Source organism: Micromonospora sp. CPCC 205546 (assembly GCF_036902715.1).
Classification (GTDB): domain Bacteria; phylum Actinomycetota; class Actinomycetes; order Mycobacteriales; family Micromonosporaceae; genus Micromonospora.
In genome coordinates, this window is record NZ_JBAKHL010000023.1 from 1 (window position 1) to 16,273 (window position 16,273).

General features: G+C 73.0%; 17 protein-coding genes, 1 tRNA gene and 1 other RNA gene. 14 read left to right on the top strand and 5 right to left on the bottom strand.

Annotated elements, in window-relative coordinates; all coding sequences use genetic code 11:
* The coding region (locus V6U77_RS13555; RefSeq protein WP_334606658.1) for an SEC-C metal-binding domain-containing protein at window positions 1-215 on the top strand (215 nt) is incomplete at its 5' end.
* Between the two features lie 93 nt (window positions 216-308).
* Here V6U77_RS13555 and V6U77_RS13560 read toward each other — a convergent pair.
* Both V6U77_RS13560 and V6U77_RS13565 read right to left on the bottom strand, forming a co-directional pair.
* Window positions 309-905, bottom strand: a complete 597-nt coding sequence (locus V6U77_RS13560) for an Rv3235 family protein (protein ID WP_334606659.1) — start codon at window positions 903-905, stop codon at window positions 309-311.
* A 104-nt stretch (window positions 906-1,009) separates the two neighbouring features.
* Window positions 1,010-1,237, bottom strand: coding sequence for a helix-turn-helix domain-containing protein (locus V6U77_RS13565; protein WP_334606660.1), 228 nt, complete (start codon window positions 1,235-1,237; stop codon window positions 1,010-1,012).
* A 213-nt stretch (window positions 1,238-1,450) separates the two neighbouring features.
* On the opposite strand from V6U77_RS13565, the gene V6U77_RS13570 reads away from it, so the two are divergent.
* Window positions 1,451-1,960 carry a DUF6912 family protein gene (locus V6U77_RS13570; protein WP_334606661.1) on the top strand — a complete coding sequence of 170 codons (510 nt, stop codon included), beginning with the start codon at window positions 1,451-1,453 and terminating at the stop codon, window positions 1,958-1,960.
* A gap of 72 nt (window positions 1,961-2,032) precedes the next feature.
* Here the strand turns inward: V6U77_RS13570 and V6U77_RS13575 are convergent, their stop codons facing one another.
* Window positions 2,033-3,208, bottom strand: coding sequence for a hypothetical protein (locus tag V6U77_RS13575; protein WP_334606662.1), 1,176 nt, complete (start codon window positions 3,206-3,208; stop codon window positions 2,033-2,035).
* 284 nt (window positions 3,209-3,492) lie between these two features.
* Here V6U77_RS13575 and pruA point away from each other — a divergent pair, with 284 nt between their 5' ends.
* From pruA to V6U77_RS13625, 10 genes are all read left to right on the top strand, one after another.
* Complete coding sequence (pruA, locus tag V6U77_RS13580) at window positions 3,493-5,121, top strand: L-glutamate gamma-semialdehyde dehydrogenase (protein ID WP_334606663.1); 1,629 nt, start codon at window positions 3,493-3,495, stop codon at window positions 5,119-5,121.
* A 97-nt stretch (window positions 5,122-5,218) separates the two neighbouring features.
* Complete coding sequence (locus tag V6U77_RS13585) at window positions 5,219-6,022, top strand: tryptophan 2,3-dioxygenase (protein WP_334606664.1); 804 nt, start codon at window positions 5,219-5,221, stop codon at window positions 6,020-6,022.
* 150 nt (window positions 6,023-6,172) lie between these two features.
* Window positions 6,173-6,688: a PadR family transcriptional regulator gene (locus V6U77_RS13590; RefSeq protein ID WP_334606665.1), complete on the top strand. Its 516-nt coding sequence runs from the start codon at window positions 6,173-6,175 to the stop codon at window positions 6,686-6,688.
* A 193-nt stretch (window positions 6,689-6,881) separates the two neighbouring features.
* A complete protein-coding gene (prfB, locus tag V6U77_RS13595) occupies window positions 6,882-8,003 on the top strand; it encodes a peptide chain release factor 2 (RefSeq protein WP_334606666.1) in 1,122 nt (373 codons plus the stop codon).
* 118 nt (window positions 8,004-8,121) lie between these two features.
* On the top strand, window positions 8,122-8,802 hold the full coding sequence (gene ftsE / locus V6U77_RS13600; RefSeq protein ID WP_089001878.1) for a cell division ATP-binding protein FtsE: 681 nt from the start codon (window positions 8,122-8,124) through the stop codon (window positions 8,800-8,802).
* A 65-nt stretch (window positions 8,803-8,867) separates the two neighbouring features.
* Window positions 8,868-9,743, top strand: coding sequence for a permease-like cell division protein FtsX (gene ftsX / locus V6U77_RS13605; RefSeq protein WP_334606667.1), 876 nt, complete (start codon window positions 8,868-8,870; stop codon window positions 9,741-9,743).
* Between the two features lie 134 nt (window positions 9,744-9,877).
* Window positions 9,878-10,357 carry an SsrA-binding protein SmpB gene (gene smpB, locus V6U77_RS13610; protein ID WP_088979560.1) on the top strand — a complete coding sequence of 160 codons (480 nt, stop codon included), beginning with the start codon at window positions 9,878-9,880 and terminating at the stop codon, window positions 10,355-10,357.
* A 105-nt stretch (window positions 10,358-10,462) separates the two neighbouring features.
* Window positions 10,463-10,838, top strand: a transfer-messenger RNA (tmRNA) gene (ssrA, locus tag V6U77_RS13615).
* Window positions 10,839-11,126: 288 nt separating this feature from the next.
* Window positions 11,127-11,597, top strand: a complete 471-nt coding sequence (locus V6U77_RS13620; protein WP_334606668.1) for a hypothetical protein — start codon at window positions 11,127-11,129, stop codon at window positions 11,595-11,597.
* 39 nt (window positions 11,598-11,636) lie between these two features.
* Window positions 11,637-12,599 carry a hypothetical protein gene (locus V6U77_RS13625; protein WP_334606669.1) on the top strand — a complete coding sequence of 321 codons (963 nt, stop codon included), beginning with the start codon at window positions 11,637-11,639 and terminating at the stop codon, window positions 12,597-12,599.
* Between the two features lie 99 nt (window positions 12,600-12,698).
* On the opposite strand, the gene mdlC is transcribed toward V6U77_RS13625, so the two are convergent.
* Together mdlC and V6U77_RS13635 are read right to left on the bottom strand one after the other, a co-directional pair.
* Window positions 12,699-14,294, bottom strand: coding sequence for a benzoylformate decarboxylase (gene mdlC, locus V6U77_RS13630; protein ID WP_334606670.1), 1,596 nt, complete (start codon window positions 14,292-14,294; stop codon window positions 12,699-12,701).
* 58 nt (window positions 14,295-14,352) lie between these two features.
* Window positions 14,353-15,156 carry an S-methyl-5'-thioadenosine phosphorylase gene (locus V6U77_RS13635; protein ID WP_334606671.1) on the bottom strand — a complete coding sequence of 268 codons (804 nt, stop codon included), beginning with the start codon at window positions 15,154-15,156 and terminating at the stop codon, window positions 14,353-14,355.
* Window positions 15,157-15,306: 150 nt separating this feature from the next.
* Here V6U77_RS13635 and V6U77_RS13640 point away from each other — a divergent pair, with 150 nt between their 5' ends.
* The gene (locus V6U77_RS13640; protein WP_089001872.1) at window positions 15,307-15,897 is read left to right on the top strand and encodes a YqgE/AlgH family protein; all 591 of its coding nucleotides are present in this window, start codon (window positions 15,307-15,309) and stop codon (window positions 15,895-15,897) included.
* Window positions 15,898-15,984: 87 nt separating this feature from the next.
* Window positions 15,985-16,057, top strand: a tRNA-Ala gene (locus V6U77_RS13645).
* Window positions 16,058-16,273: the final 216 nt, after the last annotated feature.

Consider the following 16,273-nt stretch of genomic DNA (forward strand, 5'->3'; position numbering starts at 1 on the left):
CGGCCCCCCCGGCCGCGCCGGCCACGCCCGCCCCGGCGGCACCGCAGCGCCCGGCGTCGGGCCTGCGCGGCCCGGGCGTCCCGGCGGCCAGCAACCGGCGGGTGGCGCCGGGGCAGGCGGAGGCAGGCAACGGACCGTCCCGCAACGCGCCGTGCCCGTGCGGGTCCGGCCGGAAGTACAAGCGCTGCCACGGCTCTCCCAACGGCGGCGCGTGAGCACCAGCTGAGCGGGCCCGCGCCCGCCCGGAGCAGTCGAGCCGCGGTCCTCTTCGGGACCGCGGCTCGCTTCCGTCTCGCGCGAGGACCGCTTCAGAGCACCTGCAGGGCCGTGCAGAGCCACCTGCCCCGGCGGTGTTCCAGGCGCAGCGCCATGGCCCAGGTGCGCCCGCCCGCGCCGGCGAGGACCGCGGCCACCTCGACGGCGGCGGCGCGCGGTTCGCAGACCCGCAGTCGACGCAGGTGCACGGCCGGCCGGGTCGACCGGCGCCGGACCGGCCCGCCGCGGGCGGTGGCGCGGGCCAGCTCGGGCAGCAGCCCGGCCGCGCGGGCCGGGTCGAGCAGCGGCCTGAGCTGTGCGGGCGGGCGATAGCCGTTGAGCACCTCCAGGCAGGTGCAGACGAAACGGTGCGCGGCCCGGGTCGCCTCGGGGGTGGCGGTCACCAGCGCTTCCAGCGGCAGCGGGGCGGTGGTGCGCCGACCGGGGCCGGCCGGCGCGGGTCGCTGGCGTCGGCCGGGCGGCCGGTCTGCCTCGCGCCGGGCCGACTCGAACAGGTCGAGCACGAGCTGGGCGTGGCCCGGGGCCGGCCAGTGGGCGGCGTCGTCGTCGGTGAACGGCGGGTCGAAGGAGGGGGCGGGGCGCAGTCGGACGGGAGGCCGGGCCGGCCCGGGACGGCGGGGGTCGGTCATCCGTGAGCCTCCCAGGGTTCTTGCGTTTGCCTTCGTTTGCCTTCGTTGGTCTCCATTCTCGGGCACGGCAGCGCTGCGGTCAATGCCCGTGCGGATCGGTATGGTTACTCTGGGTCGCGATCGGTCAGCGGGTTGCTCCGCACCCAATCGGCCGTCTCGGCGTACTTGCGCTCGATGTACTCCTCCAGTCGGGCGCGTTCCACCCGCCACTGCCCGCGCCCACCGATCTTGATCGCGGGCAGCTCGCCGCTGCGCACCATGTGGTAGACCTGCGAGTCCGACACGTTCAGCTCGGTGGCCACGTCGGAGAGCAGCAGGAACCTCGGCTCCACGAAAACCCCCGGGGTTGGCGTCGTTTGGTTCAGTTTGCCACCGACCACCGACGGAGCCCAGTCGACGTGGCGAGACCTGCGGCGCGGCGTCCTGCGGACACCCCGACGGACCGTTGCGCGCGGCAGGTCCCGGTGTGTGACGGTCCCGGCATAGGGCATGATCGGCCCGTGCCGGCGAGGGCCGGCGCGGGACCTGAGCGGGGGAGACGACCGGTGACCGAACAACTCGTCCGGGTGTACGTGCCGGCGACCGTCCCGATGCTGACCCTCCTGCGCGGCAGCGGGCTGCCCGTGGCCGCCGCGCACGCGGTCACCCCCACGCTGCGCGAGTGGTACGCCGAGGGCGACGAGGAGGAGCTGGAGTACGTCGCCTTCACCCGGGCGGCCCAGGACGCGCTGCAACTGCTCCGGGCCGACCCCGACGCGCCCCGCCGCCGGGTCGTGGTCTCGGTGGACCTGCCCGCCCCGGCGGTGGGCCGGGGCGACGGCGAGCTGGGCTCCAGCGCGGTCGAGCTGAGCGCTCCCGTGCCGGTCGGTGCCGTCGCGGCCGTCCACGTGGACGGCGCCGACGCGGTCGAGGACGTCTCCGCCGCGGCGGAGGCGGTCACCGAGGCCCTGGCCGGCGACCCGGACGCGCAGTTCACGGTCGACGGCGCCGAGGACCACGAGCTGGAGTGGTACGACGTCACCGAGCTGGACCTGCTGCTGCGCGCCACCTCCTGATCCCGACCGCCACCCACGGCGCCCCTCACGGGAGCCCGCGTCGGGGCGACGCCTTACGTGGCGGTGTCGGGTTCAGCGGGTGGGGGTGGCCTCGGCCGGCTCGTCGTCGTCGGCGGCGGGCCCCAGGGTCCGACCGAAGGCGATCATCGCGGTCAGCGCGCCGACGAAGAGCACCCAGATGGCGTTGTCGATCCGGGAGGTGCCCAGCGAGGTCTGGGCCACCGCGTCCGCCTCGCTCAGCGCACCGGCCAGGTCGAGCAGGGACCGCCCGCCGACCCGGATGATCACCTCGGCGACGATCAGGAGCAGGCCCGGGCCGGCCCCGGCCAGCAGGTAGGCGGGCCAGCGGGGCGCGGGCGCCGACGCCTCGAGCCGGGCGGCCCGGCGCCGGGCCAGGGTCAGGTATCCGAAGGCCAGCAACCCGGCCACCAGGCCGGCGAGCAGCGACTCGGTGCGGGACACCCACTTGGCCGCGCTCAGCAGCGACTCCTGGGTGTCACCGCTGCCGAACAGGTCGAAGAGCGGGTCGCGGGCCCGACTGAAGGCCACCACGAAGATCAGCGTGCCGAGGGCGGCGGCCACCACGGCCCCGACCACGGGCCCGCTGCGGGCGCCGGCGATGGCCCCGCCGATGGTCGCGGCGGCGGCGGTGGTGGCGGCGATCACGTTGGTGGTCGTGTCGTCGGCGTACGTCAGGTTGATCGCGAACGCGGCGGCGAGCCCGACGAGCAGGCCGGTGCCGATCGCCGCCAGGAAGCGCAGGGTGACCCGGTCGCTGCCCCGGCGGGCGAGCAGGTCGACGCCGAAGAGGGCGAAGCCGGCGCCGGCGACCAGCGCGGCCGAGATCACCCCCGGCAGGGCGAACGCCGAGAGGCTGATGGCGGTGAGGCCGGCGGCCGCCGAGTTGATCACCTCGCGGGTCGACCAGAGCATCGCGGCCAGCCACCCGAGCGCCAGGAGGGCGAGCACCGGCGTCGCGGGCGCGAGCGCCGGAGCTGTCCCGCCCTGCGGGTCGGCCGGGGACCCGACCCGGGTTCCGTCGGTCGTGTCCGTCGGTCCGTCGGTCGTGTCCACGGGACCGGCGGTGGCGTCCACCGGTCCGGCGGTGGCGTCCTGCTGCCCGACGGTGGCCTCCTGCCCTCCGGTGGCGGTGGCCCCGACGGCGTCCGTCGTCTCGGGGGCCGCGTCGGCGGCCCGCGCCGACCGGTCCGACTCCGCGGCTGCGGAGCTGCCGGGCTGCTTGGTCATCGTCTTCCCTCCGACGGACGCCCGGCCCCGGTGGGCCGGCAGTTCACCGGCCACCCAGCGTACGCGTCCACCACCCCCGTCCCCCGTCGCCCGCCCACGGCCCCCACCCCGGGGGAGGACCGGGGGCCGGCACGGGCGGGGCGGCGGTGGGGGCGGGCCGTGGGAGAATCGGGAGAGGTCCCGCTGCCCTGACCGGTCAACCCGGCGCGGCGTCGGTGCCGGCCGTCCGGCCGGTGCCCGCGGGTCCGGTTTCGCCACCGCCGTCGAGATCGCCAGGAGCCTTCATGGACGCTGTGTTCTCCGTACCCGAGCCGCGCAACGAGCCGGTGCGCAACTACGAGCCGGGCAGCACCGACCGGGAACGGCTCCAGCGTCGGCTGACCGACCTGGCGGCCGAGCGGATCGACCTGCCGATGACAATCGCCGGCGAGCAGCGGATGGCCGGCGGCGACCCGATCGACGTGGTGCAGCCGCACAGGCACGCGCACGTGCTCGGCGTCACCGCGCACGCCACCCACGAGGACGCCCGCGCCGCGGTGAAGGCCGCCAAGGACGCCGCCCCGATGTGGCGGGCCCTGCCGTTCGAGGAGCGGGCCGCGGTCTTTCTGCGCGCCGCCGAGCTGCTGGCCGGCCCCTGGCGCGACACCCTGAACGCGGCCACCATGCTCGGCCAGTCGAAGACCGTGATCCAGGCCGAGATCGACGCGGCCTGCGAGTTCATCGACTTCCTCCGGTTCAACGTGCACTTCGCCCGGGAGCTGCTCCAGGCGCAGCCGATCTCGTCGCCGGGCGTCTGGAACCGCTTCGACCACCGCCCGCTGGAGGGCTTCGTCTACGCGGTCACCCCGTTCAACTTCACCGCCATCGCCGGCAACCTGCCCTCGGCGCCGGCCCTGCTGGGCAACACCGTGGTCTGGAAGCCGGGCCCGACGCAGCAGTTCGCCGCGCACTTCACCATGCGGCTGTTCGAGGCGGCCGGCCTGCCCCCCGGTGTGATCAACATGGTCACCGGGCGCGGCGAGGAGGTCTCCGAGGTGGTGCTCGCCGACCCGGACCTGGCCGGCATCCACTTCACCGGCTCCACGAAGGTCTTCCAGCACCTGTGGCGCACCGTCGGCGAGAACATCTCCCGCTACCGTGGCTACCCCCGGCTGGTCGGCGAGACCGGCGGCAAGGACTTCGTCGTCGCGCACACCAGCGCCGACGTCGACGCCCTGCACACCGCCCTGATCCGTGGCGCCTTCGAGTACCAGGGCCAGAAGTGCTCGGCGGCGTCCCGGGCGTACGTCCCGCGCTCGCTGTGGGAGGGCGGGCTGCGCGACCGGCTGGCCGCCACCGCGGAGTCCCTCACGTACGGAGACGTCACCGACTTCGGCAACTTCGGTGGCGCGGTGATCGACGCCAGGGCGTTCGACCGGCACACCGCCGCGCTGGAGCTGATCGGCGGCGACGACGCCTGCCGGGTGCTCGCCGGTGGCACCGCCGACGACTCGGTGGGCTGGTTCGTCCGGCCCACGCTCTTCGAGTGCACCGACGCGGCGCACGAGACGTTCACCACCGAGTACTTCGGGCCGATCCTCGGCGTGCACGTCTTCGACGACGGCCGCTTCGACGACGTGGTCGGCCAGGCCGAGTCGGTGGCGCCGTACGCCCTGACCGGGTCGATCTTCGCGACGGACCGCCGGGTCGTCGACGCGGTGGCCGAGAGGATGCGCTACGCCGCCGGCAACTTCTACATCAACGACAAGCCCACCGGCGCGGTCGTCGGGCAGCAGCCCTTCGGCGGCGCCCGCGCCAGCGGCACCAACGACAAGGCCGGCTCCTGGCACAACCTCGTCCGGTGGATGTCGCCCCGGACGATCAAGGAGACCTTCGTCGCGCCGACCGACCACACGTACCCCCACATGGGCTGAGGTGTGCGCGAGGGCCCTTCCCGGCGACGGGAAGGGCCCTCGCACGTGCCCGCACCGGGGGGAGCGGGGGCGGCCGGGCGGCGGTACCGTGGCCGCTGTGACCCACCCCACCCCCGCGCAGGACCCCCACTTCGGCGAGCAGGGTGGCCTGCTCACCTACACCGACTACCTCCGGCTGGCCGACCTGCTGGCGGCGCAGGTGCCGGAGTCCGACCCCGCCTCCCACGACGAGCTGCTCTTCATCACCATCCACCAGGTCTACGAGCTGTGGTTCAAGCTGCTGCTCGCGGAGCTGACCGACGCCCGGGACCGGCTGCTGGCCGGCGAGACCTACCTGCCCAGGGTGCGCCTGGAGCGCTGCCACGTGGTGGAGCGGGTCCTGATCGGTCAGGTCGACGTGATCGACACCATGACCCCGCAGGACTTCCTGGCGTTCCGCACCAAGCTCGCGCCCGCCTCGGGCTTCCAGTCCGCCCAGTTCCGGGAGATCGAGTTCCTCTCCGGCCTCAAGGACCCGGACTACCTGCGCCGCTTCCGGGGGCTGCCCGACGTGGAGCGGGAGCGGCTGCAGCGGCGGCTGGACGAGCCGAGCCTCTGGGACGGCTTCCTGGCCGTGCTGGGCCGCGCCGGCTTCGACGTCGCCGAGGAGGAGGCGCGCTTCGCCGCGTACGCCACGATCGCCGGGGACCGGGAGCGGTTCGGACCGCTGTGGGACCTCGCGGAGGCGCTGGTCGCGCACGACCAGGCGTTCTCGCTGTGGCGGGCCCGGCACGTGCTGATGGCCGAGCGGCAGATCGGCACGAAGCCCGGCACCGGGGGCTCGGCCGGCGGGGCGTACCTGCGCTCGCGCGTGGAGACCCGGTTCTACCCGGAGCTGTGGGAGCTGCGTAGCCGACTGTGACCCGCGGGCCTCCCCCGGGACTCCCCGGGGGAGCGTCCGCCCGTCTCCCCGGCGGACTGTCTCGCGCCGACAGTGCACATAGGAACCCGACCGGGTGGCGAAAATGCCAAATCCTGGACGCCGCGTCGGCAAAGTGGCAGCGTGAGGGGCATGGCGGAATCCGGAGTCAACCCCACGGCGGCGGCCCTGCTCGGGCTGCTCCACGAGGGTCCCATGACAGGCGGCCAGTTGATGGCCGCCGCCGAGCGCCGGCTGGCGCCGTACTGGTCGATGACACGCAGTCAGGTCTACCGGGAGCTGCCGGTGCTGGCCGAGCGGGGCCTGGTCCGGATGGGCAAGCCCGGCCCGCGCTCCAGCCAGCCGTACGCGATCACCGCGTCCGGAAAACGGACATTCTCCCGCTGGTTGGCCGAGGAGCCGGGGCGGGACACCATCCGCAACCCGATCGCCCTGCGGATCGCCTTCGGCGAGCTGCACTCGGCCAGCCAGCTCAAGAACCTCCAGGCGGCGGCCAACGATTACCACACCGAGGCCCTGGCCAAGGTCCGGGAGCAGGTCAAGAACGCCAAGAAGGAGGGCGACGCGTACGACGCCAGCGCGCTGGAGTTCGCCGTCGCCTACCACAAGGCGGCCCTGTCCTGGCTGAAGAGCGCCCCGGTCGGCTGACCGCCCCGGCCCGGCGACGCCTTTTTGACTCGTGACTGCGGGGCGCGCAGGCCCGATCCTCGCACGAGCTGTGCCTTTTTTGCTCGTGACTGCGGGGCGCGCAGGCCCGATCCTCGCACGAGCTGTGCCTTTTTTGCTCGTGACTGCGGGGCTCGCAAGCTCACTCCTCGCACGAGCAGTACCCTTGTCTGTCGTGACCGCTGCCGATTACGCCGAACAGCTCAAGGACCTCGACGCCACCCTGCGCAACATCGAGGCGGTGCTCGACATCGACCGGCTGCGCGCGGACAAGGACCGCCTGGAGCAGGAGGCCTCCGCGCCCGACCTGTGGGACGACCAGGCGAAGGCCCAGCAGGTGACCTCCCAGTTGTCGTACGTCAACGGTGAGATCAGCAAGCTCGGCAGTCTCCGCTCCGGGCTCGACGACGCCAAGGTGCTGCTGGAACTGGCCGAGGCGGAGTCCGACCCGGGGGTGCTCGTCGAGGTCGAGGCGGAGATCGCCTCGCTGGGCAAGGCCATCGAGGAGATGGAGGTCCGCACCCTGCTCTCCGGCGAGTACGACTCCCGGGAGGCGCTCGTCGCCATCCGGGCCGGCGCCGGCGGCGTGGACGCGGCGGACTTCGCCGAGATGCTGCTGCGGATGTACCTGCGCTGGGCGGAGCGGCACGGCTACCCGACGGAGGTCTACGAGACCTCCTACGCCGAGGAGGCGGGCCTGAAGTCGGCCACCTTCACCGTCAAGGTGCCCTACGCGTACGGCACGCTCAGCGTCGAGTCCGGCACCCACCGGCTGGTGCGCATCAGCCCCTTCGACAACCAGGGGCGCCGGCAGACCAGCTTCGCCGGCGTGGAGGTGCTGCCGGTCGTCGAGCAGACCGACAGCATCGAGATCCCCGAGAACGAGATGCGGGTCGACGTCTACCGCTCCTCGGGGCCGGGCGGGCAGAGCGTCAACACCACCGACTCGGCGGTGCGGATCACCCACATCCCGACCGGCATCGTGGTCACCTGTCAGAACGAGAAGTCCCAGTTGCAGAACAAGGCGTCCGCGCTGCGGGTGCTCCAGGCCCGGCTGCTGGAGCGCAAGCGCCAGGAGGAGCAGGCTAAGATGCAGGGCCTTAAGACGGACGCCGCCGGCTCGTGGGGCGACCAGATGCGCTCGTACGTCCTGCACCCGTACCAGATGGTGAAGGATCTGCGGACCGAGCAGGAGACGGGCAATCCGACCGCCGTCTTCGACGGCGATCTGGACAAGTTCCTCGAGGCGGGCATCCGGTGGCGCAAGCAGCAGCAGCTCGCCGGCGACGCTGCGTGATCGATCGTGGGCGCAGCGCGTCGTCGATCTCCCCGGTACGCCCGAATTGGATGACGCGACTCGCAACGGCGGGGCGTGGGGCTTGGCTCCCCGGTTACACCGCGTAGACTCACCACCCGTGATTCAGCTTGAGCAAGTGACGAAGACGTACCCGAAGGCGTCCCGGCCTTCGCTCGACAACGTGTCCGTCTCGATCGAGAAGGGCGAGTTCGTCTTCTTCATCGGTCCATCCGGCTCCGGCAAGTCCACCATCATCAAGTTGCTGCTGCACGAGGTCTCGCCCAACAAGGGCCGGGTCGTCGTCAACAGCAAGGACGTCACGTCGATGCGTTCCTGGAAGCGACCCCACTTCCGGCGCTCCATCGGCTGCGTGTTCCAGGACTTCCGGCTGCTGCCGAACCGCACCGCCTACGAGAACGTGGCGTTCGCCCTCGAGGTGATCGGCAAGACCAAGGCGGTCGCCCGTCGGGTCGTGCCGGAGGTTCTGGAACTGGTCGGACTCGGTGGCAAGGAGCACCGCTACCCGCACGAGCTCTCCGGTGGTGAGCAGCAGCGGGTCGCCGTCGCCCGGGCGTTCGTGAACCGCCCGCTGATCCTGCTCGCGGACGAGCCGACCGGAAACCTCGACCCGGACACCTCGATCGAGATCATGCGCCTGCTGGACCGGATCAACCGCACCGGCACGACCGTCGTGATGGTCACGCACGACTCCAACATCGTGAACCAGATGCGCCGCCGGGTCATCGAGATCGAGAGTGGCCGCATCGTGCGCGACCAGGCCCGCGGCGTCTACGGCTGAGCCGACGCCACCCCTGCGCAGCCTGACGACGAACACCTCATGCCGGAGACCCGGAGGAAATCCCGATGCGCGTGAAATACGTCCTGTCCGAGGTACTGGTCGGACTGTGGCGCAACGTGACCATGACCATCGCGATGATCATCACGATGGCGGTCTCGCTGACCATGCTCGGCGCCAGCGGTCTCATGTACCGCCAGGTCGACGACATGAAAGACCTTTACTACAAGAACATCCAGGTCTCCATCTTCCTCACCCAGGAGGTGAGCCCCGATCAGCGTGACGCGTTGGCCGCCAAGCTGGAGGGCGACCCCCTGGTCAAGGAGAGCATCTTCGTCAACAAGGACGAGGCCTACAAGCGCTTCCAGGAGATGTTCCAGGACGCCCCGGACCTGCTCAGCGCCGTCAAGGCGGACAGCCTGCCCGAGTCGTTCCGGCTCACGCTGAACAACCCGGAGCAGTACAAGAGCATCTACGACCAGTACAAGGACACCGAGGGCGTCGACGAGATCGTCGACCAGAGCCGGCTGCTGGACAAGATCTTCGACATCCTCACGTCGATCCAGAACATCGCCCTGGCCGCCGCGATCGTGATGGCCGTCGCCGCGCTGCTCCTGGTCGCCAACACGATCCAGGTGGCCGCGTACAGCAAGCGGCGTGAGGTCGCGGTCATGAAGCTGGTCGGCGCGTCGAACTGGTTCATCCAGGCACCGTTCGTGCTGGAGGCCGTGGTCGCCGGTCTCATCGGCTCGCTGCTCGGCCTGGTGGCCCTGATAGCGGCGAAGTACCTGCTGTTCGACGGGTCGCTCCAGGCGCTGCAGGGCCTGCTCTCGCCGGTGAGCTGGGGCGACATCCTGTTCATGTTCCCGCTGATGGCCGGCGTCGGTGGCCTGGTCAGCGCGGTGACCGCCTGGGTCACGCTCCGCTTCTACCTGCGGGTCTGACGCCCGTACGGTCCGACGGGGCCCTTCCGTGCCGGAATAAACGGCGCGGGAGGGTCCTTGTCGTTCGGGTAGCATGATCTCCGCCCCGCGGCCGGTCACGGCCGGCGCGGATCACCGGAAAGGGGGTGGCGCCGATGCCACGGGAAAAGGGACGCAAGGTCGTCGCCTCCAACAAGAAGGCCCGGCACGACTACGCGATCCTCGACACCTACGAGGCGGGCATGGCGTTGACCGGCACCGAGGTGAAGTCGCTGCGCGCCGGGCGCGCGTCGCTGGTCGACGCGTTCGCGCAGGAGCGCAACGGCGAGCTCTACCTGCACGGGATGCACATCCCGGAATACACGCAGGGCACGTGGACCAACCACGAGCCCCGGCGGACCCGCAAGCTGCTGCTCAAGCGGCTGGAGATCGACCGGCTGATCGGCAAGACCCGCGAGGGCGGCCTGACCATGGTGCCGTTGCAGGTCTACTTCTCCGACGGCTGGGCGAAGGTGGAGATCGCCCTGGCGAAGGGCAAGAAGTCGTACGACAAGCGTCAGGACCTCGCCAAGCGGGACGCGGACCGGGAGATCGCCCGGGTCGCCGGCCGACGTGGCAAGGGAATGGACGACTGATCTGTCGCATTCGTCCCGGTCGGCTCGTCGGCCCCGGGGCTCGGGATGAAACCCGTTGCGGCAGGCGTTACGCTTGTCAGTGCCGCCACATCGGCGGCCTGTCGAGGGGGTGACTGGTTTCGACTTCGTACGCAGCGACAGGGGAAGCGAGCCGAGGAAGCCGACGTCGTCTCGAGAATCGGTCGTCGGAAACCAATAAGCGCCAAGAACAATCGCGCTGACTTCGCTCTCGCCGCCTGAGGCGAGTAGTGAGTCTGTCGGCCTGGGAGTGCCTTCGACCCAGTTAGCCGGCATCAGCTAGGAGGCTGGCCAATCGGACCCGGTCGCGGGGTCCGTGCGGCGAGATCAATCAGCGACTGGGCCCGTCACACCAACTTGCTCGCGTGAGCGGTGGGGCCGAGTAGAGGCACAGCGAGCTGCGCTCGGAGAAGCCCTGACAAACCGGCGAAGGACCCGGGTTCGATTCCCGGCACCTCCACCACCAGACGATGCGCCCCGGTCACCGGACCGGGGCGCATCGTCGTCTCCGCCCTGCGGCCCGCGCCCGCACCGGCAGCCGCCGGCCCGTCCCCCGGGCGGCGGCGCGGCGGAACTGGCGATCCTCCGGGGCGGCCTCCCGGCGTTCGGTGGCCCGCCGCCGTGGGGACGCTGGGTCCCGCGGGGCCGCCGGGTCCGCTGGGACGGATGAGGCGGCCCGCCCCTCTGGACACCGCGCACGCGGCGGGTCCACCATCGCTGTACGCGGTCAGACGCGACGCGGGAGGTGCCCATGGTCACCGGTCCGATCCAGCAGCCGCCCTTCCTCGCCGGAGAGCTCCGGCCGCCCGCCGCGTGCCGGCCCCCCGGCGCCCCGCCCGGGGACCTGCACCCGCTGGCGCGGGCACTGGCGCTCACCCCGGCCGAGCCGCGCTGGCGGGAACGCCTCCTCGGGGGGCTGGGCCCCGTGCGGCGGGGCTTCGCGGAGCACGTGCGGGCCACCGAGGGGCCCGCCGGCCTGTACGCCGAAGTGCTCGGCCAGGCGCCCCGGCTGGAACGCGGGGTGCGGCTGCTGGCCCGGGAACACCTCGCCATCACCGCCGCGCTGACCGCCCTCCAGCAGGCGGCGGAGGCACCGGACGCCACGGTCGACGACCTGCTCGGCCGGGCCGCGTACCTGCTGCGGGCCCTGGCCCGGCACCGGCAGCGCGGCGCGGACCTGCTCTGGGAGGCGTACGAGACGGATCTGGGCGGGGAGACCTGACCGCGGGAACCGGCGTGGGCGCGTCGGCGTCCAACCGACATGCGCCGTAACGCCGCCCTGCTGGGCCTTCCGCTGTTGATGATCGTCGCCGGGTGTGCGCCGGCCGGCTCCGACCCCGCCGTCGACGCGCCCGGTTCCGACCCGCGCCGCGACGCCTTCGCCCAGCGCGCCACCGAGGTGGCCGACGCGTGGCGACCGGTTCCCGCGTGGAAGTCCGGCTACGTGCCGATGCAGGACCCGACGGTCCTCCTCGGCGACCCCGGGTTCACCGAGGAGACCAAGGTCGCCTTCCACAACGGCTGGTACCGCGACCAGGTCGAGGTGCCGGCGGCGAAGCCTCCCGACGGTGCCATCCGGTTTCCGGACGGCACACTGACCGTTCCGCTGGTCAGCGCCGCCACCGCGTACGGGCAGCTCGACCGGGGGGACCCGCCGCCGTGCGACGGACGCCCGAAGGCGCCCGGGCCGAAGCTGCCCGGTGGCGGCCCGACCGTCGAGCCGGGGCCCGACGGCCCGGTGAGCAGCGCCCCGCAGACCGCCTGCGTCCCACTCACGGTCACGGCCGTGAAGCTGGGCAGCGCGGCGGTGCGTACCAGCCGGGGCGAGGCCCAGGTGCCGGCCTGGCTGTTCACCGTCGAGGAGCTGGCCGCGCCGGTGGCCCGGCTCGCCGTGGCCCCGCAGGCTGTCACCGCACCGCCCGAGCCCGCCCCGCCGGCCGGCCCGGCCCCCGAGGGCGTGGTCGGCGCGCAGGACGTCCGGTCCGTGGACGGTGCGGAGCTGACCTGGCGGCTCGGCGTGGGCAGCTGCGACACCGGGATCACCCCGCTGGTGCAGGAGCGCGACGACGTCGTGGTGGTGGGCGGGAGCGTCGTCACCGCCACCGGTGTGTGCAACGCGATGCTGAAGATCGAACCGGTCACCGCCACGTTGAAGGCCCCGCTGGGCGACCGGCCGGTCCTCGACGTGCTCACCGGCGCGCCGCTGCGGCTCGCGGCGAGCTGAGGGGCACCGGTCGACCGGTGCGGCCCGGACGGCGGCTGACGGCACCGGCCGACCCGTGCGGACGGTTCCCGGGAGCGGGCCGCCCGCGTACCCCGGGGCTCACAGGAGCGGGGGCACCTCGGTGCTGACCGGGACCGGCAGCACCGTCGGGCCGTCGGCGCGCAGCGCGGTGGCCAGTGCCTCGCCGAGCTGCTCCGGGGTCCGCGCGACGGTGGCCGCGCAGCCGTAGCCGCGCGCGATGGCGACGATGTCCAGCCCGGGCAGGTCCAGCCCGGGCACCCCCGGCGTGTCCTTGAAGTCGGCGAAGGCCTTCAGGATGGCGTACTGCTGGTTGACCGGCACCACGACGACCAGCGGCAGGCGCAGCCGGGCGGCGGTCCAGAGCGCCTGCACCGAATAGTGGAACGAACCGTCCCCGACGACCGCGACCACCGGCCGCCCCCGGCGGGTGTCGCGCTGCGCGAGCGCGACGCCGACCGCCGCCGGCAGGCCGTAGCCGAGGCCGCCGCTGGCCATCGTGAAGTACGACCCGGGGCGGGTGCTGCGCAGCCGGCGGCGCAGCGCCGGCAGGCTCGACGGCGACTCCTGGACCAGGATCCCGTCGGCGGGCCAGTGCCCGGCCAGGGCCGCGAAGAGGGCGTCCGGGGCCAGCGGCAGCCCGGCCGGCGGCGGAGGCGGTCCGGGGCGGGGCGGCGGCGCCGGTCGGTCCGTCGCCGGCAGCAGGTCGACCAGTTCGGCCAGGGCCAGCCCGGCGTCGCCGAGCAGGCTGTCGCCCACGGGCGCCCGGGCGGCCTCCTCCGGGTCGTCCGTGACGTGCAGCAGGCGGGCCCCGGGGGGCAGGTGGTCGCCCGGCACGTGCGGGTAGTAGCGGAACACCGGTGCCCCCACCACCAGCACGGTGTCGTGGCCCTCCAGCGCCTCCGACAGCGGTCCGATGGCGAAGGGGAGCACCCCCCGGAAGTGCGGGTGGTCCTCGGGGAAGGCGGCCCGCTCCGGGGCGGGGGCCGACCAGACCGGCGCGGCCAGCCGCTCCGCCAGCGCCACGGCGGCGGGCCAGCCGTCGGCCCGGTCCACGGCCGCGCCGAGCACCAGCACGGGCGCCCGGCTGGCGGCCAGCACGGCGGCGAACTCGCGCAGCCGGTGCGGGTCGGGCGCGTACCGGGTGGCCACCGTCCGCACCGGCGGCGGAGGGTCGGCCGGCTGCGCCCAGTCGTCGAGGGGCAGCGACAGGAAGACCGGCCCGGCGGGTGGCTGCACGGCCGTCGCGTACGCCCGCATCAGCGCCGCCGGAACGTCCTGCGCGCGGACCGGCTCGTGGCTCCACTTCACGTACGGCTGGGGCAGCTCGGTGGCCCGCCGGCTGGTCAGGCGGGGCTCGGTCAGCAGCATCTCCCGGGTCTGCTGGCCGGCGGTGACGATCAGCGGCGTCCGGTTGTGCCACGCGGTGACCAGGTTGCCCATGCCGTTGCCCGTGCCGGGGGCGGTGTGCAGGTTGACGTGGGCGGGACGGCCGGTGACCTGCGCGTACCCGTCCGCCATGCCGACCGCCGACGCCTCGTGCAGGGCGTGCACGTAGTGGAAGTCGTCCGGGAAGTCCCGCAGGAACGGCTCCTCGGTCGAACCCGGGTTGCCGAAGACGGTGGTCAGGCCGAGGGCACGCAGCAGGTCGTACGTGGTGTCGCGGACCGTTGCCATCGCCTCCCAATCTATCGGGACGGCTCGGGCGATCCGGGCCTTTCGCCGGCCCGCCCCCTCAGGGCAGGGTGAAGGGGAGGGGAATGCCGTCCAACGCCCGGCCGCAGTCGCAGTCCCGTTCGCCGGGCAGCGCGGCGACGGCCGCCAGCAGCAGCCCCCGCAGCCGGTCGATGTTCTCCCCGAAGACCCGGAACACCTCCTCGTGCGTCACCGCCTCGCCGCCCTCCACACCCGCGTCGAGGTCGGTGACCAGGGCGATCGACGAGTAGCAGAGGGCCAGCTCGCGGGCCAGCACCGCCTCCGGATGACCCGTCATGTTGACCACGGTGCCGCCCATCGAGGCGTACCACCGCGACTCGGCCCGGGTGGAGAAGCGCGGGCCCTCGACCACCACCACCGTCCCGCCGTCCACCGCCGGCACGTCCCGGTGGGCCGCGGCGGCGAGCAGCGTACGCCGGCCGGCGGGGCAGTACGGGTCGGCGAAGGAGACGTGCACCGCGCCCCGGTCGTAGTAGGTCTGCGCCCGCCCGCTGGTGCGGTCGATCAGCTGGTCCGGCACCACGAACGTGCCCGGCCCGAGTTCCGGGCGCAGGCCGCCCACGGCACAGGGGGCGAGCACCTGGCGTACGCCGAGGGAGCGCAGCGCCCAGAGGTTGGCCCGGTAGGGGATCAGGTGCGGCGGGTGGCGGTGGTCGCGGCCGTGGCGGGGCAGGAACGCCACCCGCCGGCCGCCCAGCTCGGCGATGGTGACGGCGTCGGACGGCGGCCCGTACGGCGTCTCCACCACGTGCTCGGTCGCGCCGTCGAGCAGCGCGTAGAGCCCCGAACCACCGATCACCGCGAGTTCCGCCGTGGGACCCATCGGTCCTCCCTCGTCTCCGTAGATCAACCGACCGTCAGACCTTAGCCACCGCCCCGGAGGCAGGCTATGGTGCCAGGCATGGCGTTCACAGCGCGGATGACACCGGTGCCCCCGGACGTCCCGGTCCGGTCGGTCTGACGGGTGTCCGGCATGCAGGGAGAGGGGCAGGCGATCGGCGGGCGGGCGACAGGGTCGATGACCGGGCGGCTGCTGGTCGCGACGCCGGCGCTGAAGGACCCGAACTTCGACCGTACGGTCGTGCTGCTGGTGGCGCACGAGCCCGGCGGCGCCCTCGGCGTGGTGCTCAACCGGGCCACCGAGGTGCCGGTCGCCGACGTGCTGGGCGACTGGAGCGACCTGGCGCGCGACCCGGCGGTGCTCTTCGAGGGCGGTCCCGTGCAGCCCGACTCGGCGATCTGCCTGGCCCGGATGCGCCACCCGGTGCAGCGGCTCAGAGGCTTCCACCAGGTCTCCGGGGCGGTCGGCACCCTCGACCTCTCCGTCGACCCGGGGCCGCTGCGGGAGGGCATCACGGGGATCCGGGTCTTCGCCGGTTACTCGGGCTGGGGCACGGGGCAGCTGGAGCAGGAGATCGAGGACGGCTCCTGGTTCGTGCTCGACGCGCTGCCCGGCGACGCCTTCGTCGACCGGCCGGACGACCTGTGGCCGATGGTGCTGCGCCGTCAGGGCGGCATGATGGCGGCGGTCGCGCACTTCCCCCCGGACGTGGCGCTCAACTAGGCCCACGGCGGGGGAGACCCCGCGAGATGACCATGCGGCGGGCCGTGTGTATAGTTCTCTCGTGCCCGGGCAACCGGGCCGAGGCAAGGGGCCGTGGCGCAGCTGGTAGCGCACCACACTGGCAGTGTGGGGGTCAGGGGTTCGAGTCCCCTCGGCTCCACCCTTGCGAAAGCCCTGGTGCGAGATCCTTCTCGCACCAGGGCTTTTCTGCATTCATCCATCACTCGCACCTCTACATGCCAGAGCAGGTGCGGGCCGAGGTCGGATCGTTCGAGACCTGGGCCGGGTCGGCGGCGTACGAGCCCGAAGACCTGCTGACCGAGCTGGCCAACTTCGGGGAGGGTTACGACCTCGACGTGCTCAGGGCCTTCTCCCG